We start from the raw sequence: 25,477 nt of genomic DNA on the forward strand, positions 1-25,477 counted from the left end.
CCCCCATGCAGGGCTACCTCCGCCCGGCTTCGGAGGGCATCGACGCGGACTTCGCGCACCGGGACCCGCGCACCCGGGGCGCCGGAATCCGGATCGTCGACCTGGAGTACGACTGGAACCCGTTCCACGAGGATCTCCAGCTCGACTGGTCCACGGACCTCGGTGGCACCGCGTTCCCACGGGTCACCACGTTCGCCGACGAACACGGGACCGCCGTCTTCGGCCAACTGGTCGCCCGCGACAACGGGTACGGCATCACCGGCGGGGTGCCGGACGCCACGATGTACGGCATGTCCCCGGTCCGGCAGGTCACTCCCAGCCGGACGAGCTGGGTGCCCGCCGAGGCGATGGTGTACGCGTCGCAGTTCCTTGAGCCGGGCGACGCGCTGCTCATCGAGCAGCAGACCGTCGGCCCGAACGGGGGTACCCGGTACGTGCCGATCGAATGGATGCAGTCCGCGTTCGACGCCACCGTGCTGCTCACACAGCTCGGGGTCACGGTGGTTGCCACCGGCGGCAACGGGGGCGAGAACCTGGACGGCCCGGAGTTCCTCGGGCGCTTCAACCGGAGCGTCCGCGACTCGGGCGCGATCATCGTCGGCGCCGGCAGCAACACCACCCGGGAACGGTTGAGCTTCTCCGTCTACGGCTCGCGCGTCGACCTGCAGGGCTGGGGCCAGAACATCACCACCACCGGCAGCAACGGCAACCTCCAGGGCGGGACCACTCCGGCCAACATCAACATCCGGTACACCCGGTCGTTCGGTGGCACCTCCGGCGCCGGACCGATCGTCACCAGCGCGGTCGTGGCCATCCAGTCCTACCTGAAGGCCACCGACCAGGAGGTCTGGAGCGCCGCGCAGATCGCCGAGCTGCTCAAGGAAACCGGGACCCCGCAGGGCGGCAACACCGTTCAGCAGATCGGCCCGCTGCCCAACCTCCGCTCCGCCCTGAAGAAGATCGAGGTCGACGCACCCACGTCGACCATCGAGTTGACGCAGGACCCGCCGAGGCAGGGTGACTGGTACGTCAATCCGACCGTCCGGCTCTCGGCGGAGGACGGCTGGGGCTCCGGTGTGAACCGGATCGAGTACCGGCTGAACAGCGGCCCGTGGGAGACCTATGACGAGCCGTTCCCGGTGCTGACCGCGGGCCAACACACGATCAGCTACCGCGCGACCGACCACAACGGCAACGTCGAAGAGGCGAACGACCTCACCTTCCGGAACCTCGGCCAGCCGGTGACGGCCACCGCCCAGGCGCGGTGCGTCGCCGGTAAGGCGTACGTCGCGGTGCAGGCCCGCAACGACCACGACGGGCCGGTGACCATCGCCCTGGAGACGACGTACGGCGACAAGTCCTTCACCAACGTCGCGCCGACCGGAAACGCCTACCAGCAGTTCGCCACCCGGACGGCCTCGCTCGCGGCCGGCACGGTGACCGTCCGCGCCACCGGTTCCGTCAACGGCGCGGACATGTCGACCGTCTTCACCGCGCAACACCCGGGCGTCAACTGCGCCAACTGATCCCCCGGAACAACGACGACGAGTGACGACGGGGCATCGAAAAGAGAGACCGTCAATAGGGCGCGGCACAGCCCGCCAGCCCTATTGACGGTCTCTCTGAACACGGAATCGCAAGACGTTTTCCCCGGATGGCCCGACAACTGTCGATGCAGAAGGAGACGTCGTGACAGACGAGTACCTCCCGAAACCCACCCCCTGGCGGCGCAGGTTGCGATATCTGGTGGCCGCGGCCAGCGCCCTGACTCTGCTGGCGACGCCGGCGATGCCCGGGCACGCCGCGCCGCCGGTGAACCCGCCGAACGCGCTCCAGCCCGTCGACCCGCAGAACTGGAAGAACCAGTACGACATGACGTGGGATGACTGGAACGACATCCCGAACACGAACTGGAACGATCCGAACATCAAGCCGTCAGTACGGGGTCTGCGCATCGCGCTGGTGGCGGTCGACTTCCCCGACCAGCCGTTCGTCATGACCCAGCCGAAGAAGAGCGACCTGTTCGGCAACCCGCAGATCGACCCGATCTCCCGCAACGCCGTCCCGGAGTTCTACCGCGACTACTACATGAACCCCGGCGAACTCAACCACGGGCGCACCATCCACGAGTACTGGATGGAGCAGAGCCGTGGCCAGTTCGGGGTGAGTGAGCTCGACGCGTTCGGCCCCTACCGGATGCCGCGCAACCTCTTCGAGTACGGGCTGAACGAGTTCAACCAGCAGTCGGCCTGCCCGAGGGGCTTCACCTGCAACGGGAACCTCAACAACGATGCGGCCAACGCCTGGCGGGCCGACCGCGGCTGTACCGGCAACTGTGGGTACGACGTCATCCTGCGGGTCTACGCCGGTTACGACGAGACCAGCATCTGGCAGGAGTTCGGCGAGATGATGTTCCTCAACAAGGAGGACATCCCCGACGAGTGGGGCCCGAAGCACATCCCCGGCTCCGAGAGCATGCCCAACTGGGCCCCCACCCGCTACGTCGAGTGGACGTCCTGGAAGGCGGCGGCCCAGCACTGGGGGCAGGCGTCGATCCGGCAGGGTGAGAGCTCCGGCACCATCACCCACGAGATGGGCCACTTCTTCTTCAGCATGGGCGACAACAACAACAACCCGTTCTCCCATCGGGAGAACCCGCCGTCGCCCTTCCACCGGGTCGGTTCGGCGCCCTGGGACATGATGGACCGCGGTTCGTTCAACGGTCCCGGCGGCCACCACATGCGCTGGGTCGTCCCGCCGAACCAGGGCGGCTGGAGCCCGGCCGGCTTGATGCTGCGCAACAGGATAACGATGAACATCGTGCCGGCGGCGAACGTGCTCCGGCTCAGCCGGCAGGCGCTGGCCGACTCCGGCGTCGTGGTCGCCGAGGTCACCGCGCGTGCGGTCGACCCGGGGCCCGAGGGGGTCTCCGGCGTACGGATCGGCCTGGACGGCACCGGTCGTCCCGACCGGACTCCCGACTGCACCATCAACACGGATCCGTACTGCCACGGCAACACCGGCTGGGACGACTACACCGTCGAGGTCGTGGACCGGATGGGCTTCGACTCGTTCACCCCCGACAACGGCGTCCTGATCGCCAAGAACAAGACCCGCGAGGGCAACACCTGCGGTTACAACTGCTTCAACTGGGTGGTCGACGCCAACCCGCAGGACATCGAGATGGTCGACTACTACGCGCCGGACGGCAGCCCGGTGATGGCCACCATCGCCGACCACCGGCAGCTCAACGACGCGCTGTTCCACGCCGGCACCGACTCCGGTTCGAAGTACGAGTACGTCGACGAGGCCAACCGGCTGCACGTCTACGTGCTGGACCTGCGTCGGGACGCCGACGGCGTGCTGTCGTACACGGTGGCCGTCCGGTCGTTGGACGGGGCCGGGCCGAACGCGCGTGGCGTCGCGGTGGGCCAGCCGGTGAAGGACGGCGTGCAGCCGTCGCGGACGGCGCGGTGCGCCTTCCCGCTGACCAACACCGGAGCGGCGGGCGTCACCGCCGGGCATCCGCGCGACGTGTCGACGTACGTCGACTCCGACGTGTATCGGCTCTCGGCGAACTCCGTTGGCGAGGGCTGGACGGCCTGGATGCCGTACGAGGTCGTCTCGGCGAAGGCCGGCGGCACCGTCGACGTGCCGGTCTACGCCAGCCGGAACCCGGGATCGGCCAACCAGACCACGGTCACCCTGACCGCGACCTCGGAGAGCGACCCGAGCAAGTCGACCAGCGTGACCTGCGACGTGCACGTCCGGGACACCACGCCGCGCGAGGTGTCCGTCACGGCCACCGCCCAGGCCCGGTGCGTCGCCGGTAAGGCGTACGTCGCGGTGCAGGCCCGCAACGACCACGACGGGCCGGTGACCATCGCCCTGGAGACGACCTACGGCGACAAGTCCTTCACCAACGTCGCACCGACCGGGAACGCCTACCAGCAGTTCGCCACCCGATCGACCTCGATCGCGGCCGGCACGGCGACCGTCCGCGCCACCGGTTCCATCAACGGCGAGCAGGTGACGTCCGTGGTCACCGCGCAACACCCGGCCATCGACTGCGCCAACTGATCCCGGAACGACAACGACGAGTGATAGCGGAGGATCGAAGTGAATACATGGAATCGTAAGCGGCTGTTCGCGGCGGGTGCCGCGGGTGCCATGTTGGCCGGTTCGGTGGCGATCGGGTCGCCGGCTCTGGCCGAGCCTGGTGACGAGTCGGATGTGCGGGTGACGGTGGATATCGAGCCGATCAGGGAGCCGGGTGTGTTGGCGATGTCGATCGCCGGTGACTCGGTCGCGCTGGCCGAGGACGGCTCGACCCTGCTGGTCCGTCAGTTTGTCGGCACCCTGCCGACGGTGACGGTGACGGACACGCGTACGGCGGATGAGGTGCCGGCGGGTGCGGCGTGGGCGGTGCTGGGTAGCGCGACCGACTTCGTCGGTAGTGCCGGTCAGGCGCCGATCGGTGCCGGGCACCTGGGCTGGAAGCCGCGTCTGATCGACGGCGGCGACACCGGCCTGGTGTCCGAGGGCGAAGAGGTCGTGACCGTCCTCGACGAGGCGACCCAGCCGGGTAACAACGTGGGTCTGGTCGACCAGGAACTCCTCGTCTCGACCTTCGACTCCGGCGCGGTCGCCGGTGACGCCTACTCGGTCAACGCCGACCTGTTCCTGCGGACCCCGGCGGACGTCGCCGCGGGTGCGTACACCTCGACGCTGACCCTGTCCCTGTTCGAGTAATGGACCGGTGGGGGGCCACGGCGACGTGGCCCCCCACCCCTTTGCGTCGGAGGACTCCGCCATGATCCGAACCGTGCCGGGCCTGCCGGTGCCGTGGGGAGAGATGCCACGATGACCCGACCACAAGTCCTCCTGCTCGGCGTCGTCGCGCTCAGCGTGACGCTCGGCAGCGGCTGCTCCGGCAACGCCGATCCACCCGCCGCTCCCGCGAAAACCCAGGTGGTCCGGCTGACCATTCCCGACTGGAGCCTGCGCCCGGCCGGCACCAGTTGCGCCGGGGCCGGGCCGTACCGCTTCGCCCACGCCGAGGCGCCGTTCGTCATCCAGGATGACGAGGGCCGCGAGATCGCTCGGGGCACGCTCCCCTCCGGGACCTCCGAGAAGGCGATGGACGTCGACTTCAACAGCAACGTCCGGCGGGAGCCGACCCTGTGCGTGATGCGGCTCGAGGTCGAAGCCGAAGAGCAGGTCGAAGGGCACCTCCTGGTGCTCGACGGGCGGCCGGGCGTACCGATCAAGAAGAGCGAGACCGCCGAGTTCGCGGGCGAGGTGGTGGTGTCATGAGGCGCTCTGTTCTTCCATCGGCGATGCTGGTCGTCGCCCTGGCGCTCGGCGGCTGCACCGGTTCGGCCGGCGACGCCAGCCAGCCTCCGTCGGCGGTCCTCCCGGGCCCGGTACCCGACGGCGTCACCTTCGTCGCGCCGCCCACCAGCGCTCCGCGCGCCCCCGGATTCGCCCTGGAACTGCTCGACGGCGCCGTCCTGAACATGTCGGAACAATGGGACCGCCGACCGGTCGTCCTGGTCTTCCTCGAACCCTGGTGCACGCTCTGCACCGAGCAGCAGCGGGAGATCAACCAGCTCGTCGAGGACTACCGGGATGCGATCCTCTTCGTCGGCGTGGGCAACGACGCGACCGTCGAGCGGATGAGCGAGTACGTCCGCGACAACGGGGTCAAGCATCCGGTGGGGATCGACCGGAGCGGACAGATCTGGCAGAAGTACCGGGTCGAGGAGCCGCCGCTGATCGCGCTGGTGAGCAAGGGCGGCAAACTGCTACGGGGCTGGCCCGGCGGCACCGACACGCTGCGCGCGCAGATGAACGACCTGGTCACCAGGTAGGAACTGGTCGGCAGTAGGAACGAGAAACCGGCGGCGGCCCGTGCGGGCCGCCGCCGGTTTCGTCTACCGGAACCCTAACTAGCGGCAGTTGCCCGCGCCGTACGGCGCCTCGATCTGCCCGGTCACCGGCGCTCCGTCGAGCGTCCCGGTGACCTTCACGGTCGCCGTGCCAGCCGGTATCGACCCACCTCGCGTGTTGAACGCCTGGTAGGCGGCCTTGCCCGGGGCGATGCCGGTCGCCGTCCGCGAGCCGTACGGCGTGATCAGCTCCACGGTGAGCGGCACGTCGTCGCCGTTACGGGCGTTGACCGAGACGTAGGCGTTGGCGCCGATGCACTGCGCACGAGCCTCGACCTCGACGTCCCAGGTGGGCGTCGGGTCGGGGGTGACCGTGCAGGTGCCGGTCGACCGAGCGGTCGGATCACTCTCGGAGACCGCGCTCAACGTCACCGTCGTCTCGTTCGCCGCCCCGGGACCGTGCATGACGTGCACCGGCACGGTCACGCTCTGCCCGAACTGGGCGGTGGCGAGTTCGTTGTAGAGTTCCGCGCGCCAGCCCGACCCGGACGACTCGACCGACAGCCGGTACACGTCGGCCCGTACCTTGTCGCCGACGTCGCTGGGGTGCAGTCCACGGTCGACGGCGGCTGCCGCGCCCGTGTTGTTCAGGCGGAACGTGCAGGTGGCGGCCGTTCCGGAGGGGTTCGGCTCAGCCCTGCCGGGATCGACCCGGACGCCGCGCTCGTGCGGCCCGGCGCCGTCGAGGGACCGTACGGCCACCGTGTAGGTCCGGATGCCGTCGGCGTCGACCACGAGATCGATGATGTAGAAGTGCAGCCGGTTGTGCGGGTCCACCCACTCGTACTCGGTGCCCGAGTTGGTCCCCACGTTGAACGTCGCGTCGTTGAGCTGCCGGGGATCACCCGGCACCACCATGCGCGGTGTGCCGTCCGGCTGGTAGAAGTCGACCATGCCGATGTCCTCGGGCTTCGGGTCAATGGTCCAGGCGAAGCACGAGGCGGTGCCGCAGTTGGTGGCCTGCGGTTTCGTCTTGTTGATGATCACCCCGTTGCCGGGTACGAAGGAGTCGACGCCGATCTGCTGCACGGTCTCGATGGTGTAGTGCCGGTAGTCGCTGTTTCCCGCGCAGTTCAGCCCGCCGGTGGACGGGTGACACGACGGTGTCCGGTCGAGCGGTGCCGCACCGTCGAGGGCGATCCGCACGCCGAGCAGTTCGTCCGCCTTCGGGCCGACCGCTCGGGCCCGCACCTTGGCGACGACGACTCCCGAACCTGCCAGCCCGTTCCTGTTGAGGTCCACGATGTCCGCCGTGGTGGCCAGGCCGAGCTGGAGCTTGTTCCGGATGTTGTGGTGTGGTCCGACCGTTGATCCCCCGTCGGCCGGCACCCGCCAGCGGGTGTGCATACCGGTGGGGCCGTTCCAGGATCCCTGGCTCATCATGTCCCACTGCCCGGTGAAGGTCCGCTGCGCGGGTACCGCGAATGCACCGTTGTAGTTGTCGCCGATGCCGAGAATGTGGCTGAACTCGTGCGCGTACCCGGCGGTGCCGGACGACTCGGCCATGTTGGCGGATCGGTTCCCCGCGCTGGCCCAGGTGAACGAACCGGCCGCCCACGAGGTCCACGGGATGTACCGGGTCGGCATCCAGTTGGTCATCGTGCCGTCCGGGTCGAACTCCCGCGGCGGCCCGAACTCGTCCGGTACGTCCTCGGGCGAGGCGAACATCATCTCACCGAAGACCTGCCAGGCGGTCGACTCGTCGAGGCCGGCGCCCATGTAGAAGACCTGGTCGTACGAGTTGGCGACGGCCGTGCCGACGTCGGCGACCCACAGGTTACGGGCGTCCTGGGCAAAGTTTCCGTTGCAGGTGAAGCGGGGCGGGCAGCTGCTCGCGTTGCCGTACGGGGAGTTGCCGTACTCGAAGTGGTTGCGGGGCAGCTGGTAGGAGCCGAAGGCATCGAGGTCGACGCCGTACTTGCCGTACGAGACCTCCATCCAGTAGGAGTTCAGCGTCTGCCGGTGGTTCAACGGTCCGGGCTTGTTGAGCAGGTCGCGGTAGAACGCCGCGACGCCGTCGCGCGGCACGTTCCCGACCCCGATGGGGTTGCCGAATACCGTCGAGCCCGGCGCCTGGGTGATCTGGAACGGCATGTTGGGGTAGTCGAGGACGACGAGCGCGGCCTTCCAACGCCGCACCGACGGCGTGCGCTGCGGGTCGGTCCAGTCGACTCCGGGCACGGGCGTGAAGTCGTCCCAGGTGAGGTCGTACTGGTTGTCCCAGTTCTGCGGATCGAGCGGCACGAGCTCCGGTGTGGACGCCGGCGGTTGAGCGCTGGCGGCTTGTGGTGCGACGAGCGCACTCGCGGCGAGCACGGCGAGCACGAGCGCCGCCCAGCGCCGTCGGTTTGTTCCCGGTCTCCAGGACACAGTGTCCTCCCTGCGGTGAGTCGGTGGGTTCCGCCGCACCAGCGATGGCACAGAAGCAGGCCACTCGATACCGTCGCCGCTCCTCGCCCTGCGGCGAGTGCATGTCGTGGTACGGCGGGGGTCGCTTGTGGATGTGGGGGTCGCTCGGTGGGTCGGGTGGCCGCCCGGGCAGATGGGTGCCGTTCGTCGCGGTCCGTGCGGTGGGGTGTCCCGCTCCGGGGTCACGATTGGAACACGAGGTTGCAATTGTACATTGCACCAGCCGTTAACGGTGGTTAGTCTGCCTGGCAAAGCTGACCCTCACGGAGGTGCACCGCACCCCCGCCCAGGTATGCGATGAGCAACCCGTTCGCCACGCCTCACGTCCACCCCGGATCTCGGCGTCCCACCGGCAACCGTCCCGGCCCGGGCTCGTGCGGAGATCCACAAGGGATGGCCGACCGTGCTCAGCGGTTCGCGCGACGGACAGCCAAGGAGGATGACATGCGTGTGTACGGCAGAGTTGGGCGACTGGTCGCCCTGTCGGCCGCTGCGGGGCTGCTCGCCGCAGCCGCCGGTTGCAGTGGCACCACTTCGAGCGGGGACGGAGACCGGAAGACCTTCGTCTTCGGCGCCTCCGACGACCCCAAGACCCTGGACCCGGCGTACGTCTCCGACGGGGAGTCGTTCCGGGTCATCTTCCAGGTTTACGAGACGCTGGTTGCCCTGAAGCCGGGAACGACCGACGTCGTCCCGTCGCTGGCAACCGACTGGACGGTCAGCGACGACGGATTGACCTACACCTTCAATCTGGCGAAGGACGTCACCTTCCACGACGGAGAGCCGTTCAACGCCAAGGCGGTCTGTTACAACTTCGACCGGTGGTACAACTTCAAGGGCCCGCAACAGAACGGCGACATCTCGTACTACTGGCAGACCATCTTCGGCGGCTTCGCCACCCAGGACACCGAGTCGGCGCCGAAGACCAGCCGCTACGCCGCCTGTGAGGCCACCGAGGACTCGGTGGCCACGCTGCGCCTGACCCAGCCGTCGTCCGCGCTGCTGTCCGGCCTGGTGCTGCCCGCCTTCGCCATCGCCAGCCCGAAGGCGATCGCGGACGGCGGGACCGACCTCACGGTCAGCGGTGACTCGATCGCCTACAGCGGCGGCTTCGGCACCAAGGTGGTGGCCGGCACCGGCCCGTTCAAGTTCGTCAGCTGGGAGCGGGGCGAGCGGCTGATCCTGGAGGCGAACCCGAACTACCGCGAGGGCAGGCCCGCGCTGGACGAGATCATCTTCCGGCCGATCGCCGACGCGACCGCCCGCATGCAGGCGTTGCAGGCCGGCGAGATCGACGCCTACGAGGGCGTCGCGGCAGCCGACATCGAGGCCGTGCGCAGCGTCGGCCAGGTGGTCGAGCGGCCGGCCTTCAACGTCGGGTACGTCGGCATGAACCAGAAGGTGCCGCTGCTGAAGAACCAGAAGATCCGGCAGGCGATCGCCCACGCCCTCAACCGCCAGGGTCTGCTCTCCGCGGCGTACCCGGAAGGCGCCGAGGTGGCCAACCAGTTCCTGCCGCCGTCGCAGTGGGGCTACAACCCCGGCATCGCGGGCTACGAGTACAACCCCGACCGGGCCAAGCAGCTCATCGCCGAGTCCGGCGAGAAGGACCTGAAGCTGGAGTTCTGGTACCCGGCCAACGTCTCTCGCCCGTACATGCCGAACCCCCAGGCGGTGTACGAGTCGTTCGCCGCGGACCTGGAGAAGGTCGGGTTCACCATCGTCCCGAAGACCGTCCCGTGGACGCCGGACTACCTGCAGGGCATCCAGGGCGACGGCAAGGGCCAGCTCTTCCTGCTGGGCTGGAGCGGTGACTACGCCGACCCGGACAACTTCGTGGGCACCTTCTTCCGCGAGACCACTCCCCAGTTCAACCTGACCGACCCCGGCATCCAGGGGCTGCTCAACAAGGCGCTGGCGGAGACCGACCAGGCCACCCGGCAGAAGCAGTACGAGGAAGCCAACCAGCTCATCTTCGACTACATCCCCGGCGTGCCCTTCGTCCACAACCGGCCGCTACTGGCCCTGGGCAAGAACGTGGTCGGCTACCAGCCGTCCCCGGTCAGCCTCGAATACTTCAAGATCGTCAACATCGAAGGCTGACATCTCGTGCTTCGCTTTGTGGTTCGGCGGCTGCTTCAGCTGATTCCGATCCTGCTGGGGTTGTCGATCCTCCTGTTCGCCTGGGTACGCGCGCTACCCGGCGGGCCCGCCCAGGCCCTGCTCGGGGAACGGGCCACACCGGAGGCCGTCGCACAGATCGAGGCGCAGCTCGGCCTGGACCGCCCGCTCTGGGAACAGTACGTTCAGTTCCTCGGGCGGGCGGTCCGGCTGGACTTCGGCGCGTCCCTGCAGACCGGCCAGCCGGTCATCGAGGAGATGGCGCGCCGTTTCCCGGCCACCATCGAGCTGGCCGTCGCCGCGCTCCTCATCGCTGTCGCGGTGGGCATCCCGCTGGGCTACCTGGCCGCCCGCCGGTACGGGACCTGGCTGGACAGCGCGCTGGTGTCGGCGTCCCTGCTCGGGGTGACCGTGCCGATCTTCTTCCTGGCCTACCTGCTCAAGCTCGTCTTCGCCGTTCAGCTCGGCTGGCTGCCGACCGCCGGCCGGGCCGATGCGCGGGCGCGAACCGAACATCCCACCGGTTTCTACGTCCTGGACGGAATCCTCACCGGCGACCTGAATGCGAGTTGGGACGCCCTGACCCACCTGATCCTGCCCGCGATCGCGTTGGCCTCGATCCCGCTGGCCGTGATCGTCCGGATGACCCGCGCCTCGGTGCTCAACGTCCTGCACGAGGACTACGTCCGGACCGCCGAGGCCAAGGGCCTGCTGCCCGGCACGGTCGTACGCCGGCACGTGCTGCGGAACTCGATGCTGCCGGTGACCACCGTCATCGGCCTGCAGATGGGCGTACTGCTCGCCGGCGCCGTGCTGACCGAGACCGTATTCGCCTTCGCCGGCGTGGGGAAGTTCATGGCCGACGGCATCGTCCAACGCGATTTCCCGACCATTCAAGGGTTCATCCTGGTGATCGCCGTGAGTTACGTACTCATCAACATGATCGTCGACATCATCTACGGGCTGCTCGACCCCCGGGTGAGGGTCTCATGAGCGAGCGGCAGCGAGCGAATCATCAACGCCGTGAAAATGCCGGCCCGCAGCGCAGCGGAGGGGCGGCATGAGCGAGCGGCAGCGAGCGAATCATCAACGCCGTGAAAATGCCGGCCCGCAGCGCAGCGGAGGGGCGGCATGAGCGTGGAGGAACAGGTCGGCGCGGCCCGGCCGGGTGACGAAGTGGTCAAAGAGGCACGGCCGACGCGCGGCCTGCGCGGTGAGGCCATGCGGCGGCTGCTGCGGAACCCGATGGCCATCGTCGGTTTCGTGTTGATCCTGGTGTTCGTCGCGGTCGCCGTCTTCGCGCCATGGATCGCGCCGTACTCGCCGAAGGACAACTCCTGGCTGTCCGAGGTCCGCCCCGGCGTCTATCCCGGACCGTCCGCCGAGCACTGGCTGGGCATCGATCCGCTGGGCCGGGACGTCTTCTCCCGGCTCGTGTACGGCGCCCGGCAGTCGCTGCTGATCGGCGTGGTCTCGCTGGCCATCGGCGCCACCGTCGGGGTGTCCATCGGGCTGCTCGCGGGCGCCTTCGGTGGCTGGGTCGACGCGCTCGTCATGCGCCTGGTGGACATCATGCTGTCCGTACCGGGCCTACTCTTCGCCATCGCGATCGCCGCGATGCTGGGGCAGAGCCTCACCTCGGTGATGATCGCCATCGCGGTCGTCAACATCCCGATCTTCGCGCGCCTGCTCCGGGGGGAGATGCTCGGGCAACGCGCCGCCGACTACGTGCTGGCGGCGCGTTCGCTGGGCATCTCCCGGGCCGGGATCGTCTTCCGGCACGTGCTGCCGAACTCCTTCACCCCGGTGATCGTGCAGGGCACGCTGACCCTAGCGCTGGCGATCGTGGAGGCGGCCGGGCTGGCCTTCCTCGGCCTGTCCGGCAGCGATCCGTCGGCGCCGGAATGGGGGCGGATGTTGACCGACGCCCAAGTCGCGTTGACCTCCGCCCCGCAACTGGCGCTGTACCCGGGGCTGGCGATCGTCCTCGCCGCGCTCGGCTTCACCCTCGTCGGGGAGTCGCTGCGCGAAGCCCTCGACCCCAAGCTGCGGCGGTGAGCTGATGAGTTTTCTGCGCGTACGGGACCTCACGGTCACGTTCAGCCGGCCCGGAAAGCCGCCGGTGCGGGCGGTCGACGGCGTGAGCTTCGACGTGGCGTCGGGCCAGACGGTGGGGATCGTCGGCGAGTCCGGCTCCGGCAAGTCGGTCACCTCACTGGCCGTCATGCGGTTGCTGCCCGCCCGCAACGTGCGGGTCACCGGCAGCATCATGCTCGGTGACCAGGAGCTGCTGACGCTGCCCGCGCGGCAGATGCGCGACGTCCGCGGCCGGGACGTCGCGATGATCTTCCAGGATCCGATGACCTCTCTCAACCCGGTGGTCACCGTGGGGCGGCAGCTCGTCGAGGTGATCGTCCGACACGACCGCAAGTCGACCACGGCGGCCAGACACGACGCGATCGCACTGCTCGACCGGGTCGGGATCCCCGATCCGGTACGCCGGCTGCGCGAGTACCCGCACCAGCTCTCCGGCGGCATGCGGCAACGGGTGATGATCGCCATGGCGATCGCCTGCCGGCCGCGGCTGCTCATCGCCGACGAGCCCACCACGGCGCTCGACGTGACCATCCAGGCACAGATCCTCGACCTGCTGCGCGATCTGGTCGAGGAGAGCGGGTCCGCGCTGGTGATGATCACGCACGACCTGGGGGTCGTGGCCGGCCTGTGCGAACAGGTGCACGTCATGTACTCCGGCCGGATCGTGGAATCCGCCCCGGCGGCCGGCCTCTTCGCGCGGCCCGCCCACCCGTACACCGACGGTCTGCTGCGCTCGATCCCGCGTATCGACGACGACCATCACGGCCGGTTGCACACGATCCGAGGTTCGGTGCGCGACGTGGTGGCCTGGGAGCACGGCTGCGCGTTCCAGCCCCGCTGCGACCACGCGGTCGACGCCTGCCTGGGCGGCCCGCCCCCGGTGCTGGATCTCAGCGACGGGCCACCCCGACAGGTCCGCTGCCCCCGACCGATGAACCAGCCGGCGCCCGCCCCCGGCACCGACCGGCGCGAGGTGAGTGCGTGATGAGCCTGCTCCAGGTACGCGATCTCAAGGTGCACTTCCCGATCAAGGCGGGCAACCTGTTCACCCGACAGCACGGCTCGGTGCAGGCGGTGGACGGGGTGGACCTGGACGTGGCGGCCGGTACCACCTTCGGGCTGGTCGGCGAGTCCGGCTGCGGCAAGTCCACCCTTGCCCGCGCCATCATGCGGTTGGTCGAGCCGACCGCCGGCAGCGTCGCCCTCGACGGCCAGGATCTCCTCGGGCTCAGCGAGCGCAGGCTGCGCCCGATGCGCCGCGACTTCCAGATGGTGTTCCAGGACCCGATGGCGAGCCTGGATCCCCGGCAGAACGTGGAGTCGCTGCTCACCGAGCCGCTGCGCGCCCACAAGATCCCCGGTGGGCCGGTGGAACACGCGCGGCGGATCCGGGAGCTGCTGGAGGTGGTGGGCCTGCCGGCGACGGCACTGGAACGCTACCCGCACGAGTTCTCCGGCGGTCAACGACAGCGGATCGGCATCGCCCGGGCCCTGGTGCTGAGCCCCAAGCTGATCGTCGCCGACGAGCCGGTGTCCGCACTGGACGTCTCCGTCCAGGCGCAGGTGATCAACCTGCTCAAGGAGTTGCAGGAGAGGTTCTCGCTGACCTATCTGGTCATCGCCCACGACCTCGCCGTGGTCCGGCACATCAGCGACACCGTGGCGGTCATGTACCTGGGGTCGATCATCGAGCAGGCGCCCGCCGACCAGCTCTACCGGAGCCCGACCCACCCGTACACGAAGGCCCTGATGGGGGCGGTACCGGTGCCGGACCCCGCGGTCGAGGTGGGCCGCAACCGGATCCTGCTCCAGGGCGACCTGCCGTCCCCGGCCAATCCACCCGCCGGCTGCCGCTTCCACACCCGCTGCCCGTGGCGGCAGGCCAGCCGTTGTGCGGAGGAGCGGCCGGCGCTGCGGACGCTGACCGGCGGGCACCAGGTCGCCTGCCACTACGCGGAGGACATCGCGGCTGGCCGGATCCAGCCGTCGACCACCGCCGCGCCGAGATCCACGGCGACGGTCAGCCAGCACGAGCCCGCCGAGCTGCTGGATTCCAGGCGGTCCCCGGGTGGGCGGTGACCTCGACCCGGGCATCGCTCATCTGCGCGCCGGTGGCGTCAGCATCGTCGTCGACGCCCGTGGTCCGGGGCTGCCGGTGGTGCGGCACTGGGGCGCCGAACTCGGCGACGCGGACGCCCGCCACGTCGGGCCGGGCTTCGGCGAGGCGCTGACGGTCAACTCGCCGGATCCGGCGGTGCCGCTGGCGATGTTGCCCGAGGCGAGCACGGGCCACATGGGCCGCCCCGGGCTGCGGGGACACCGCGCGGGTGCGCACTGGTCGTCGGCCTTCGCGCTGGCCGACGTCACGGTCGGTCCCGGTACGGCGAGGTTCACCGCGGTGGACGGGCGCGCCGAGGTGGAGCTGGTGACCGAGGTGGAGTTGACGCCGTCGGGGCTGGCACGGGTACGCCATCAGCTGACGAACATCGCCACCACCCCGTACGTCCTGGACGGACTCGAGGTGGCCCTGCCGGTGCCCCCGCACGCCGAGGAACTGCTCGACTTCACCGGCCGGTGGGCGCGCGAACGCCACCCGCAGCGCCGGCCCTTCGACCGGGGTGCCTGGGTACGCGAGAACCGGCGCGGCCGTACCGGGCACGACGCCACGATCGGACTGGTCGCCGGCGTCCGCGGCTTCGGGTTCGGTGGTGGCGAGGTGTGGGCGGTCCACGTCGCGTGGAGCGGCAACCACGTCACGTACGCCCAGCGAACCCCCGATGGCCGGTCGACGCTGGGCGGTGGCGAGCTGCTGCTCAGCGGTGAGGTGATCCTGGCTGCGGGGCAGACGTACCGGTCGCCCTGGCTCTACGCCGGCTACAGCGCCGGCGGCTTGGACGGCCTGAGTGCCGGCTTTCATCAGTGGCTACGGGCGCGGGCACACCATCCCGGGCCGACCCGGCCGAGACCGGTCGTGCTGAACACCTGGGAGGCCGTCTACTTCGATCATGACCACGACCGGCTGCGCGCACTGGCCGACGCAGCGGCCGAGGTCGGCGTGGAGCGGTTCGTGCTGGACGACGGCTGGTTCCTCGGGCGCCGCCACAGCGGCGCCGGCCTGGGCGATTGGTCGGTCGATCCGGCGGTCTGGCCGGACGGCCTGGCGCCGCTGATCGACCACGTCGAGGCGTTGGGCATGGAGTTCGGACTGTGGGTCGAGCCGGAGATGGTCAACCCGGATTCCGACCTGTTCCGGTCGCACCCGGACTGGGTGCTCGGCCCGGCACCCGGGGCCATGCCGGTCACCGTCCGCCGCCAGCAGGTCCTCAACCTGGCGCACCCGGCGGCCTACCGATACATCCTGGACCGGCTCGACCATCTGTTGCGGGACCACCACATCGACTATCTCAAGTGGGACCACAACCGCGACCTGGTCGACGCCGGCCAGGACGGCCGGGCCTCGGTACGCGAGCAGACGCTCGCGGTGTACCGGCTGCTCGCCGAATTGCGGGCCCGGCACCCTGGGGTGGAGATCGAGAGCTGTTCCTCCGGCGGTGCCCGGATCGACCTGCAGATCCTGGAGCACACCGACCGGGTGTGGGCGAGCGACTGCAACGACGCGCTCGAGCGCCAGGCGATCCAGCGCTGGACCGGTCTGTTCCTTCCCCCGGAACTGATCGGTTCCCATGTCGGGCCGCCGCGGTCGCACACCACATCACGCACCCACGACCTGTCGTTCCGGCTGGCAACCGCGATCTTCTGCCACTTCGGCCTGGAGTGGGACATCTCCACCGCCACCGAGGAGGAGCGTCGGCAGCTGCGCCGGGCGATCGGTCTGTACCGGGATCTGCGGCCGCTGCTGCACACCGGCTCGGTGGTCCGCGTCGACCACCCGGACCCGTCGGCCTGGGCGCACGGGGTGGTGTCGGCGGACCGTTCGGCGGCCGTGTTCGCGTACGCGCAGCTCGCCACCGCCGTCGACGCGGTGCCAGCCCCGTGGCGGATGCCGGGCCTCGACCCGCACCGGTCGTACCGGGTCACGCTCGTCGACCGGATCGAGCGGCCCGCCATGGCCGGCCGGGCCGAGCCGGCTTGGTTCGCCTCGGGCACGATCGAGGTGAGCGGCCGGGTGCTCGGCGTGGTCGGGCTGCCGCCCCCGGTGCTGGCCCCCGAACAGGCCATGCTGGTCCGTCTGGACGTCGTCGGCGAGCCCTAGGCGCTATCCGCCGTCACCGGCCGGGGGCTCGTCGCCGGGCCACGTCGCCAGCTGACCGAGGGGCGTGGGCGCGGCGATCACCCGGTCCGCGAAGGCCCGCAGGTCCGCCTCGGCGACGGGCCGGCCGGCGTGCCGGGCGGTCAGGCAGGCGGTGGCGAATCCGCACACCCGGCCCTGGCACCAACCCATGCCGGGCCGGGCGAGCAGCTTGACGATGCGGGCCTCGGTCGCGCCCAGCTCCACCACGGCCCGCCGGATTGTGCCCGCGTCCACCTCTTCGCACCGGCAGACCAGGGTCTCGTCGGAGCACCGCTCCAGCATGACCTGCGGGATCGGATAGACCTGGTGCATGGCGGACGCGAAACCGCGCAGCGAGGTCCGCCGTCGGCGCAGCGCCCGGTCGTCGCCGACCTCGTCGGCGCCGAATGACGCGGCCGCCGCGAGGCCGGCGAGCCGGCCCTCGACCGTGGCGAGGTCGGCGCCACCGACGCCGGTTGCCTCGCCGGCCGCCCACACCCCGGCGACGCTGGTCGCCTGGTCCTCGTCGACGGTCACCACCAGGCTGCCGTCGACGTCCACCCGGGTCGCGCAACCGAGTTGGAGCGGCAGCTCCAGCTGCGGGGTGAAGCCCCAGCCGACGGCGAGCACGTCGCAGGCGATCTCCCGCTCGGTGCCGGCCCGCACCCGTCCGGCCCGGTCCAGCTTGCCGACCAGCACGCCGGTCAGCCGGTCCGTACCGAGGGCGCGGAGCACGACGTGCCGGTGACGCACGGCGACCCGGTGCCGCAGCAGCCGCCCGGCGTACCCGGTCGCCTCGCCGAGCTTGCCGGTCGCGCCGAGCACCGCACGCGGAAAACGGGCGAAGGCGAGCGGGCTGTTCGCCTCGATGACCGCGGCCACCCGGGCGCCGTACCGGGCGAGCCCGTCGGCCACCGGCAGCAGGAACGGCCCGGTGCCGGCGACCACCACGGTCTGACCGGCCACCACGAGGTTCCCCTTGAGCAGTGCCTGTCCCCCACCGGCGGTGATCACGCCGGGCAGGTCCCAGCCGGGGAACGGCAGTTGCCGGTCGTACGCGCCGGTGGCGATGACGAGCCGCCGGGCATGCACGGTGACGGGTGCGGGTGTGCCGTGCTGCCGGGGCTCGGCGCCCAGCACGCAGTGCACCGACCACTCGTCGCCGGCCGGCAGGATGGACCACACGTGGTGCCCGGCCAGCCGGAGCACCCGGCCGGTGCCGGCCAGTTCGGTCAGCCGGGTGTCGGTCGAGGTAAACCGGCGCCACCCGTGGTGCAGGGTGGCCGGCCGGAACGGGCCGGCACCGGGGGCCGGAGACCGCCAGTACTGCCCGCCGGGGCGTACGCCGGCGTCGATGACCGCCACTCGCGTCCCCGCCTCGGCCGCGGCCAGGGCGGCCGCCATACCGGCCGGTCCGGCACCGATGACGGCGAGGTCCACGCGATGCTCGGTCACCGTGCCGTTCCTTCCTGGGTGCGGACGTCGTCGCCCGGGTTGGCGGGCACGAGGCAGGCCCGCAGTGAGGGTTGGCCGTTGACGGTGACCAGGCAGTCGAAGCAGATCCCGATGCCGCAGAACAGGCCGCGGGGCCGCTGGCCGTGGCGGGTGGTCCGCCAGGACCGCACCCCGGCGGCGGTCAGCGCCGCGCCGATCGTCCAGCCGTCCCGGCAGGGCAGCGGCGTGCCGTCGAACAGGATCTCGAACTCGTGGGGGCGGCTCACCGGGGCACCTCCGGGCCGAAGCGGTCGGGGCGGAACGGGTGCAGGTCGATCTCGGGCGGTTCGCCGATCAGGCTCTGGGCGACCAGTCGCGCGGTACCCAGCGACAGGCCGATGCCGGCACCCTCGTGGCCGCAGGCGTGGTGCAGCCCTGGTGCGCGCCGGTCCGGCCCGATCACCGGAAGGTGGTCGGGGCAGTACGGCCGGAACCCGCGGTACGCCCGGATCACCGCCACGTCGCGCAGGACCGGGAAGAGCCGTACCGCGCCGGCGGCGAGTTGCCGCAGGGCGGGTAGCGAGATCGTCCGGTCGAATCCGACGCGCTCCCGGCTGGCGCCGATGAGCACCGTGCCGGCACCAGTCCCCTCCACCACCGTCGAGGTCTGCAGGGCGGCCGAGTCGCTGGCCACGTCGGCCACGTAGTCCGCGAGGTACACCTTGTGCCGGATGATCGGCGGGAGCGGCTCGGTGACCAGGATGTAGCCGCGCCGGGGCGCGACCGGGACCCGGACGCCGGCCAGGGCGGCGATCTCGCCGGCCCAGGTGCCGGCGGCGTTGAGCACGGCACCGGCGGGGATGTCGCGTCGCGGGGTGCGTACCCCGGTCACCCGCTCGCCGTCCCGGAGCAAGCCGGTGACCGGCTCGTGGGTCAGCACAGTGGCGCCGGCCCGGCGGGCCAGGCGCAGCAGGTGTGCGGCCGCGAGCATCGGCTGCACCTGCATGTCCTGGGGGTACCGGTAGCCGCCGGCGACGTCGTCGGTCAGGTGCGGCTCGAAGTCCGGCAGCCGGTCCCCGGGCACGGCGATGGCCTCGACCCCGAGTTCCCGCTGCTGCGCCGCGAGCCGGGTCAGGCCGGCCAGGGCCGCCGGGCCGGTGGCGACCACCAGGCCACCCTTGGTCTCCAGCTCCACCGCCCGGCCGAACGTGGTGCCGTCCAGCGGCAGGTCGGCCAGGCTCCGCCACTGCCGGTTGGACAGCAGCGCGAGGTCGAGTTCGGGACCGGGCTCCTTGTCGGAGAGCAGTATGTTGCCCTCGCCCGCCCCGGTCGTCCCGCCGGTGATCGGTCCGCTGTCGACCACGGTCACCGACAGGCCGACTCGGGTGGCGTGGTAGGCGCAGGCCGCGCCTACGATTCCTGCACCGACCACGACGAGATCGGAGGTGGTCGAGGTCGGTGTGCGCGGAGGCCGGTCAGGCATGGTTCGACCGCCCGGGCCGTCGGTTCGCAGTGGCATCCGGCCAGGCCGGCGGCACGGGAGCGGGGTCGGGCATGTGCACCTCGGGGCGGCGATGCGGCTGGAAGCGTTTGCTTGCGCTGTTGTAGTGTGACATTGTACGCCCTCGCCTGCGGTACCTTCCGCTGTGACGGCGGCCGACGTCCACGTTCGGCTCGACTGGGCCCATTGGGACCGGAGGATAAGGAGCACTCGATGCGCGCGCGATTGAAGCCATGGCACGGCGTGCTGGTGGCGACGACGGTGCCGTTGGACGACCGCCTGGCGGTCGACTTCGACCGGTACGCCGAGCACGTCGGATGGCTGGCAGCCGAGGGCTGCGACGGGGTGACTCCGAACGGTTCACTCGGCGAGTATCAGACCCTCACCGAGAAGGAACGGAGCGCACTGGTCCGTGTCGCGGTCGATGCCGCCCCGGAGGGCTTCACCGTGATGCCCGGCATCGCGGCGTACGGCGCGCTGGAGGCACGGCGCTGGGCCGAGGACGCCGCCGAGGCCGGCTGCGCGGCGGTGATGCTGCTGCCGCCGAACGCCTACCGGGCCGACGAGCGGGCCGTGCTCGAGCACTACCGGGAGGTCGCGAAGGTCGGCGTGCCGGTGGTGGCGTACAACAACCCGATCGACACCAAGGTCGACCTCAGCCCGGCCATGCTCGCCCGCCTGCACGGCGAGGGGCTCATCGTCGGCGTCAAGGAATTCACCGGCGACGTCCGGCGCAGCTACGAGATCGCCGAGGTGGCGCCCGACCTGGACGTGCTCGCCGGCTCCGACGACGTCACGCTGGAGCTTGCCATCGCCGGCGCGCCCGGCTGGATCGCCGGTTACGTCAACGCCCTGCCGCGCGCCAGCGTGCAACTGTTCAACGCCGCCGCAAGCGGTGACCTGGCCACCGCGCTGCCGCTCTACCGGGCGCTGCACCCGCTGCTGCGGTGGGACTCGAAGACCGAGTTCGTGCAGGCCATCAAGCTCTCGATGGACATCGTCGGACGGTACGGCGGACCGTGCCGCCCGCCCCGGGTACCGCTCACCGAGGCGCAGGCGAGCATCGTCCGGGAAGCCACCGAGAAGGCGGTAGCGGCCGGCGGCCGGTGACGGAAGGGCGATAGTAGATGCGCAGTAACCGGGTCTTCCACGCGGTCGACTCGCACACCGAGGGCATGCCGACCCGGGTGATAACCGGCGGCATCGGTGTCATCCCCGGCGACTCGATGGCCGAACGTCGCCGGCATTTCATCACCCACCTCGACCACATCCGTACCCTGCTGATGTCCGAGCCCCGCGGGCACGCGGCGATGAGCGGGGCGATCCTGCAGCCGCCGACCCGGCCGGACGCCGACTGGGGGGTGCTCTACATCGAGGTGAGCGGGTGCCTGCCGATGTGCGGGCACGGCACCATCGGGGTGGCCACGGTCCTCGTGGAGACCGGCATGGTGACCGTCACCGAGCCGGTGACCGTGATCCGGCTCGACACCCCCGCCGGGCTGGTCACGGCCGAGGTGGCGGTACGCGACGGGCGCGCCGAGTCGGTGACGCTGCGCAACGTACCGGCCTTCGTGCAGGAGTTGGACGCGACGGTCGAGGTGCCCGGGCTCGGCCCGGTCACCCTTGACCTCGCCTTCGGCGGCAACTTCTACGCCATCCTCGGCCTCGACCAGTTGGGCATCCCCTTCACGCCGAGCGACGCCCGCGTCCGGCAACGCATGCTCGACGCCGGACTGGCCATCATGGACGCGGTGACCGAACAGATCAAGCCGGTCCATCCGGAGGACTCCAAGATCGCCGGCTGCCACCACGTCTACCTCGCGGCGCCCGGGTCGGACGCCGGGCACTCCCGGCACGCGATGGCCATCCACCCGGGCTGGTTCGACCGCTCCCCCTGCGGCACCGGCACATCCGCCCGGATGGCCCAGCTGCACGCCCGGGGCGAGCTGGCGTTGCACGCCGACTTCGTCAACGAATCGATCATCGGTAGCCGGTTCGTCGGCCGGCTGATCGACCGCACCACCGTCGGCGACCGGCCGGCCGTGATCCCGACGGTCACCGGCCGGGCCTGGATCACCGGCACCGCGCAGTACTTCCTCGATCCCACCGACCCGTTCCCCACCGGTTTCCTGCTCTGACCAGCGCTGGAGTTCCCATGTCCGTCGTGCAGTCCGTCTCCCCCCAGAACCCGGACGATGTCGTCGTGTCGGTCCCCGCCGCGACCGCCGGAGATGTCGGGAAGGCCGCCGCGGCCGCCCGAGCGGCGCAGCCCGGCTGGGCCGCGGCGCCGCCCGCGGAACGGGCGGCCGCCCTGCACGCGGCCGCCGACGCGGTGGCCGGCGCCTCGGCCGAACTGGTGGAGTTGACCGTGCGTGAGGTGGGCAAGCCGGTCACCGAGGCACGCGGCGAGGTGGCCCGGTCGATGGCGCTGCTGCGGTACTACGCCCAGCAGGTGTACGACCCGACCGGTGCGGTGCACGATCCGAGCGGCGGCCGGGGGTTGGCGTACACCCGGCGTCGCCCGCGCGGGGTCGCGGGTCTGATCACCCCGTGGAACTTCCCGCTGGCCATCCCACTGTGGAAGGCCGCGCCGGCACTGGCCTTCGGCAACGCCGTGCTGCTCAAGCCGGCACCGCAGGCGACCGCGTGCGCGCTGCGGCTGGCCGAGCTGATCACGCCGTACCTGCCCGAGGGGCTCCTGGCGGTGCTGCCCGGTGACGCCGAGGCGGGCCAGGCGGTCGTCGCGGCGGGTGACGTCATCTCGTTCACCGGCTCCGCCGCGGTGGGCGGCACCGTCGGGTCCGCCGCGGTGGCCCGGGGCGTGCCGGTGCAGTGCGAGATGGGCGGCCACAGCCCGGCCGTGGTCCTGCCGGACGTCGACGTCGAATCCGTCGCCCGGCAGGTCGCCTACGCGGCGTTCGGGTACGCGGGGCAGAAGTGCACCGCCACCAAGCGGATCATCGTGGTCGGTGACCCGACCGACTTCACCGACGCGCTGGTCGCCGCCGCCTCGGCGTTGGCGTGCGGCGATCCCGCGGCACCGGACACCGTCGTGGGGCCGGTCATCGAGCCGGCCGCGCGGGCCCGGGTGCTCGACGCGGTGGACAGCGGCGTCGCCGCCGGTGGCCGGGTACTCACCGGCGGCCGGGCGATCGAGCGGCCGGGCTGGTTCGTGGGCCCGACGGTGCTGACCGACCTGCCGACGGACCACCTGCTCAACCGGGAGGAGGTGTTCGGGCCGATCTGCACGTTGAGCCGGGTCGACACCGTCGACGCGGCGCTGCACGCCGCCAACGACGTCCGGTACGGGCTCGCCGCCTCGGTCTTCACCGCCGACCTGGACGCCGCGCTGCGGTTCGCCGACGGGCTGGCGGCGGGACAGATCAAGGTCAATGCGCCGACCGCGGGCGTAGACTTCTACCTGCCGTTCGGCGGCGAGCGGGACTCCAGCTTCGGCGGCCGCGAGCAGGGCAAGGCAGCCCAGGACTTCTACACCGCCCTGCACACCGTGACCGTCGTTCCGGCGGGAAGTTGACCCTCATGGCGCCGGCGTTCGGCCAAGCGGCGTATGCCGGGTTCGGCGGCTTCGCATACCATGCCCGACTATAGAGAATTGGGGCATGAATGACTGAATCGTTGGAGTTGCCGGCGCTGGGGGCACGAATGAGCGTGCGCGGGCAGGTCGCCCACGCCCTCCGGGCGGCGCTCGTGGCCGGCCAGATGCGCCCCGGCGAGGTCTATTCCGCGCCCACCCTCGCCGCCCAGTTCGGCGTCTCCGCCACGCCGGTTCGGGAGGCGATGCTCGACCTGGTCAAGGAGGGCCTGGTCGAGACGGTACGCAACAAGGGTTTCCGGGTCACCGAGCTGTCCGAGCAGGAACTCGACAACCTCACCGAGATCCGGCAGCTGATCGAGGTGCCGACCACCGTCCGGGTGATCGACGTGGCCACCGCTGCGGATCTGGCCCGGCTGCGGCCGATCGCGCAACGGATCGTCGACGCGGCCGAGGACAAGGACCTGATCGCGTACATCGAGCACGACCGGCAGTTCCACCTGGAGTTGCTTTCCCTGATGGGCAACAGCCATCTGGTCTCGCTGGTCGGTGAGCTGCGGGCGAAGTCACGGCTGTTCGGGCTCACCCGCCTCGCCGAGACCGGGAAGCTGGTGCCCTCCGCGCAGGAGCACATCGAGATGCTCGACCTGATCGAGGCCGGCGACCGGCGTGGCCTGGAAGGGCTGATGCGGGCCCACATCGGGCACGTGCGGGGCCGTTGGGCGGGCCGGGCGGAGCGCCCCGAGGAATGAGGAAGGACGTGGATCGCGTGACCGAGTCGAGCCGGCTCACCATCGTCAACGCGACGGTCTTCGACGGCGTCTCCGGCGAGTTGACCGAGGGCCCGATCCAGATCGTGGACGGGACCATCGTGGCGATCGGCGAGGCCGACCGGTCGGTGGACCGGGTCATCGACGCGCGGGGCGGCACGGTGATTCCCGGGCTCATCGACGCGCATTTCCATGCGTACGGGACCGAGCTTGACCTGCTCGCGCTGGAATCCAGCCCGCTCAGTTACCTCGCCCTGGCCGGCGCACAGCGACTGGGAGCCGCCCTGCGGCGCGGGTTCACCACCGTACGCGACGTCGCCGGCGGTGACCCGGGGCTGGCGAAGGCGATCGCGCGTGGCCTGATTCCGGCTCCGCGCTACCTCTACACCGGACCGGCGCTGTCGCAGACCGGTGGGCACGGTGACCCCCGTCCGGGCGACGCCGACCTGTGTGCCTGCGGCGCTCACACCGGCGAGGTCGTGGACGGCGTGGACGCGCTGCGCCGAGCGGTCCGCGACCGGTTCCGGCGCGGCGCCCACGCCATCAAGATCATGGCGTCCGGCGGAGTCATCTCGCACACCGATCCGATCCGGATGCCGCAGTACTCGCCGGAGGAGATCCGCGCGGTCACCGACGAAGCCGCCCGGCGGGAGAGCTACGTCGCCGCGCACGCGTACTCCCCCGCGGCGATCGCCCACGCCGTCAGCAACGGGGTCCGCACCATCGAGCACGGCAACCTGCTCGACGAGTCCACCGCGCAGCTGATGGCCGCGCACTCCGCCTTCCTGGTGCCCACCCTCGCGGCCTACGACGCCATGGAGCGCCGGGGCGCGGACTTCGGGTTGAGCCGGACCGGCCGCGAGAAGAACCGTGAGGTGCTCGACGCGGGCCGGGGGGCGATCAAGATCGCGCGCCGGGCCGGAGTGCCGATCGGTTTCGGTACCGACCTGATGGGCCCGCTCGAGGACGAGCAGCTGATCGGGTTGCGGTTGCAGGTCGAGGTCGAGGGTGCTTTCGCCACGCTGTGCTCCGCCACCGCCGTGAACGCCGAGATCATCGGCCGGCCGGACCTCGGTCGGGTCGCGGTCGGCGCCACCGCCGACCTGGTGATCCTGTCCGGCGACCCGTTCGCCGATCCGACCGTGCTCTGGGCCGGGCCGGATCGGCGGACGGTGATCCAGGGCGGTCACCCGGTCTGACCGGCCCGCGACGCATCCAGATCGGCGCCGCGGCGTTCCGCGCGGCCTTCGTCCCGGGCGCGGGCGAGCAGCTGCGCGAGTCGCTGCCGGCGTCGCCGGGTGATGAACCGGACGGTGAGGACGAGCGCCACGAGGATGACGGCGAGGGCCAGTTGGGACCAGGGGAAGGTCCAGACCGTGACGGTGGTCGTGGTCTGCCGGATGTCGGCGT

Annotated in this window: 20 protein-coding genes and 1 pseudogene; 16 read left to right on the top strand and 5 right to left on the bottom strand. The window is 70.7% G+C overall.

Annotated elements, in window-relative coordinates; all coding sequences use genetic code 11:
- The 5 genes from C1I95_RS15840 to C1I95_RS15860 form a co-directional block, all read left to right on the top strand.
- On the top strand, positions 1-1,526 hold a 1,526-nt coding region (locus C1I95_RS15840), incomplete at its 5' end, for an OmpL47-type beta-barrel domain-containing protein (protein WP_146605734.1).
- Positions 1,527-1,689: 163 nt separating this feature from the next.
- On the top strand, positions 1,690-4,080 hold the full coding sequence (locus C1I95_RS15845) for a metallopeptidase domain-containing protein (RefSeq protein ID WP_199523769.1): 2,391 nt from the start codon (positions 1,690-1,692) through the stop codon (positions 4,078-4,080).
- A gap of 39 nt (positions 4,081-4,119) precedes the next feature.
- Positions 4,120-4,752, top strand: a complete 633-nt coding sequence (locus tag C1I95_RS15850; protein WP_111214608.1) for a hypothetical protein — start codon at positions 4,120-4,122, stop codon at positions 4,750-4,752.
- 111 nt (positions 4,753-4,863) lie between these two features.
- A complete protein-coding gene (locus C1I95_RS15855; protein WP_111214609.1) occupies positions 4,864-5,316 on the top strand; it encodes a hypothetical protein in 453 nt (150 codons plus the stop codon).
- Complete coding sequence (locus tag C1I95_RS15860; RefSeq protein WP_111214610.1) at positions 5,313-5,873, top strand: redoxin domain-containing protein; 561 nt, start codon at positions 5,313-5,315, stop codon at positions 5,871-5,873. The genes C1I95_RS15855 and C1I95_RS15860 overlap by 4 nt, the downstream gene beginning before the upstream one ends.
- A gap of 78 nt (positions 5,874-5,951) precedes the next feature.
- Here C1I95_RS15860 and C1I95_RS15865 read toward each other — a convergent pair whose 3' ends face one another.
- Positions 5,952-8,321, bottom strand: coding sequence for a M6 family metalloprotease domain-containing protein (locus tag C1I95_RS15865; RefSeq protein WP_199523770.1), 2,370 nt, complete (start codon positions 8,319-8,321; stop codon positions 5,952-5,954).
- A gap of 483 nt (positions 8,322-8,804) precedes the next feature.
- Between C1I95_RS15865 and C1I95_RS15870 the strand changes: the two genes are divergently transcribed.
- From C1I95_RS15870 to C1I95_RS15895, 6 genes are all read left to right on the top strand, one after another.
- Positions 8,805-10,463: an ABC transporter substrate-binding protein gene (locus C1I95_RS15870; RefSeq protein ID WP_158566407.1), complete on the top strand. Its 1,659-nt coding sequence runs from the start codon at positions 8,805-8,807 to the stop codon at positions 10,461-10,463.
- A gap of 6 nt (positions 10,464-10,469) precedes the next feature.
- Positions 10,470-11,474 (top strand): ABC transporter permease, encoded by a 1,005-nt coding sequence (locus C1I95_RS15875; RefSeq protein WP_111214612.1) that lies wholly within the window; start codon positions 10,470-10,472, stop codon positions 11,472-11,474.
- 138 nt (positions 11,475-11,612) lie between these two features.
- Positions 11,613-12,539, top strand: a complete 927-nt coding sequence (locus C1I95_RS15880) for an ABC transporter permease (RefSeq protein ID WP_111214613.1) — start codon at positions 11,613-11,615, stop codon at positions 12,537-12,539.
- Positions 12,540-12,543: 4 nt separating this feature from the next.
- Positions 12,544-13,563 (top strand): ABC transporter ATP-binding protein, encoded by a 1,020-nt coding sequence (locus tag C1I95_RS15885; protein ID WP_111214614.1) that lies wholly within the window; start codon positions 12,544-12,546, stop codon positions 13,561-13,563.
- Positions 13,563-14,657 (top strand): ABC transporter ATP-binding protein, encoded by a 1,095-nt coding sequence (locus C1I95_RS15890; protein ID WP_111214615.1) that lies wholly within the window; start codon positions 13,563-13,565, stop codon positions 14,655-14,657. The genes C1I95_RS15885 and C1I95_RS15890 overlap by 1 nt, the downstream gene beginning before the upstream one ends.
- A complete protein-coding gene (locus C1I95_RS15895; protein WP_111214616.1) occupies positions 14,647-16,791 on the top strand; it encodes an alpha-galactosidase in 2,145 nt (714 codons plus the stop codon). Before C1I95_RS15890 ends, C1I95_RS15895 begins: the two co-directional genes overlap by 11 nt.
- A 3-nt stretch (positions 16,792-16,794) precedes the next feature.
- Here the strand turns inward: C1I95_RS15895 and C1I95_RS15900 are convergent, their stop codons facing one another.
- The 3 genes from C1I95_RS15900 to C1I95_RS15910 are packed head-to-tail and all read right to left on the bottom strand — an operon-like array spanning position 16,795 to position 19,726.
- Complete coding sequence (locus tag C1I95_RS15900; protein ID WP_199523771.1) at positions 16,795-18,264, bottom strand: NAD(P)/FAD-dependent oxidoreductase; 1,470 nt, start codon at positions 18,262-18,264, stop codon at positions 16,795-16,797.
- The gene (locus C1I95_RS15905) at positions 18,261-18,530 is read right to left on the bottom strand and encodes a (2Fe-2S)-binding protein (protein ID WP_233513689.1); all 270 of its coding nucleotides are present in this window, start codon (positions 18,528-18,530) and stop codon (positions 18,261-18,263) included. The genes C1I95_RS15900 and C1I95_RS15905 overlap by 4 nt, the downstream gene beginning before the upstream one ends.
- Complete coding sequence (locus tag C1I95_RS15910; protein ID WP_111214617.1) at positions 18,527-19,726, bottom strand: NAD(P)/FAD-dependent oxidoreductase; 1,200 nt, start codon at positions 19,724-19,726, stop codon at positions 18,527-18,529. Before C1I95_RS15910 ends, C1I95_RS15905 begins: the two co-directional genes overlap by 4 nt.
- Before the next feature lie 231 nt (positions 19,727-19,957).
- Between C1I95_RS15910 and C1I95_RS15915 the strand changes: the two genes are divergently transcribed.
- From C1I95_RS15915 to C1I95_RS15935, 5 genes are all read left to right on the top strand, one after another.
- Entirely contained in the window at positions 19,958-20,854 is an 897-nt protein-coding gene (locus tag C1I95_RS15915; protein WP_111214618.1) for a dihydrodipicolinate synthase family protein, read from the top strand.
- A gap of 17 nt (positions 20,855-20,871) precedes the next feature.
- Positions 20,872-21,882: a proline racemase family protein gene (locus tag C1I95_RS15920; protein WP_111214619.1), complete on the top strand. Its 1,011-nt coding sequence runs from the start codon at positions 20,872-20,874 to the stop codon at positions 21,880-21,882.
- Between the two features lie 17 nt (positions 21,883-21,899).
- Positions 21,900-23,279 (top strand): aldehyde dehydrogenase family protein, encoded by a 1,380-nt coding sequence (locus C1I95_RS15925; RefSeq protein WP_111214620.1) that lies wholly within the window; start codon positions 21,900-21,902, stop codon positions 23,277-23,279.
- Between the two features lie 89 nt (positions 23,280-23,368).
- Positions 23,369-24,049 carry a GntR family transcriptional regulator gene (locus C1I95_RS15930; RefSeq protein WP_111214621.1) on the top strand — a complete coding sequence of 227 codons (681 nt, stop codon included), beginning with the start codon at positions 23,369-23,371 and terminating at the stop codon, positions 24,047-24,049.
- 17 nt (positions 24,050-24,066) lie between these two features.
- Entirely contained in the window at positions 24,067-25,266 is a 1,200-nt protein-coding gene (locus C1I95_RS15935; RefSeq protein WP_233513690.1) for a metal-dependent hydrolase family protein, read from the top strand.
- Here the strand turns inward: C1I95_RS15935 and C1I95_RS35260 are convergent.
- A pseudogene (locus C1I95_RS35260) lies at positions 25,254-25,477 on the bottom strand (WxL protein peptidoglycan domain-containing protein); the annotation flags it as partial. The gene C1I95_RS15935 and the pseudogene C1I95_RS35260 overlap by 13 nt on opposite strands.

The sequence above is a fragment of the Micromonospora craterilacus genome (assembly GCF_003236315.1).
GTDB classification, from domain to species: domain Bacteria; phylum Actinomycetota; class Actinomycetes; order Mycobacteriales; family Micromonosporaceae; genus Micromonospora; species Micromonospora craterilacus.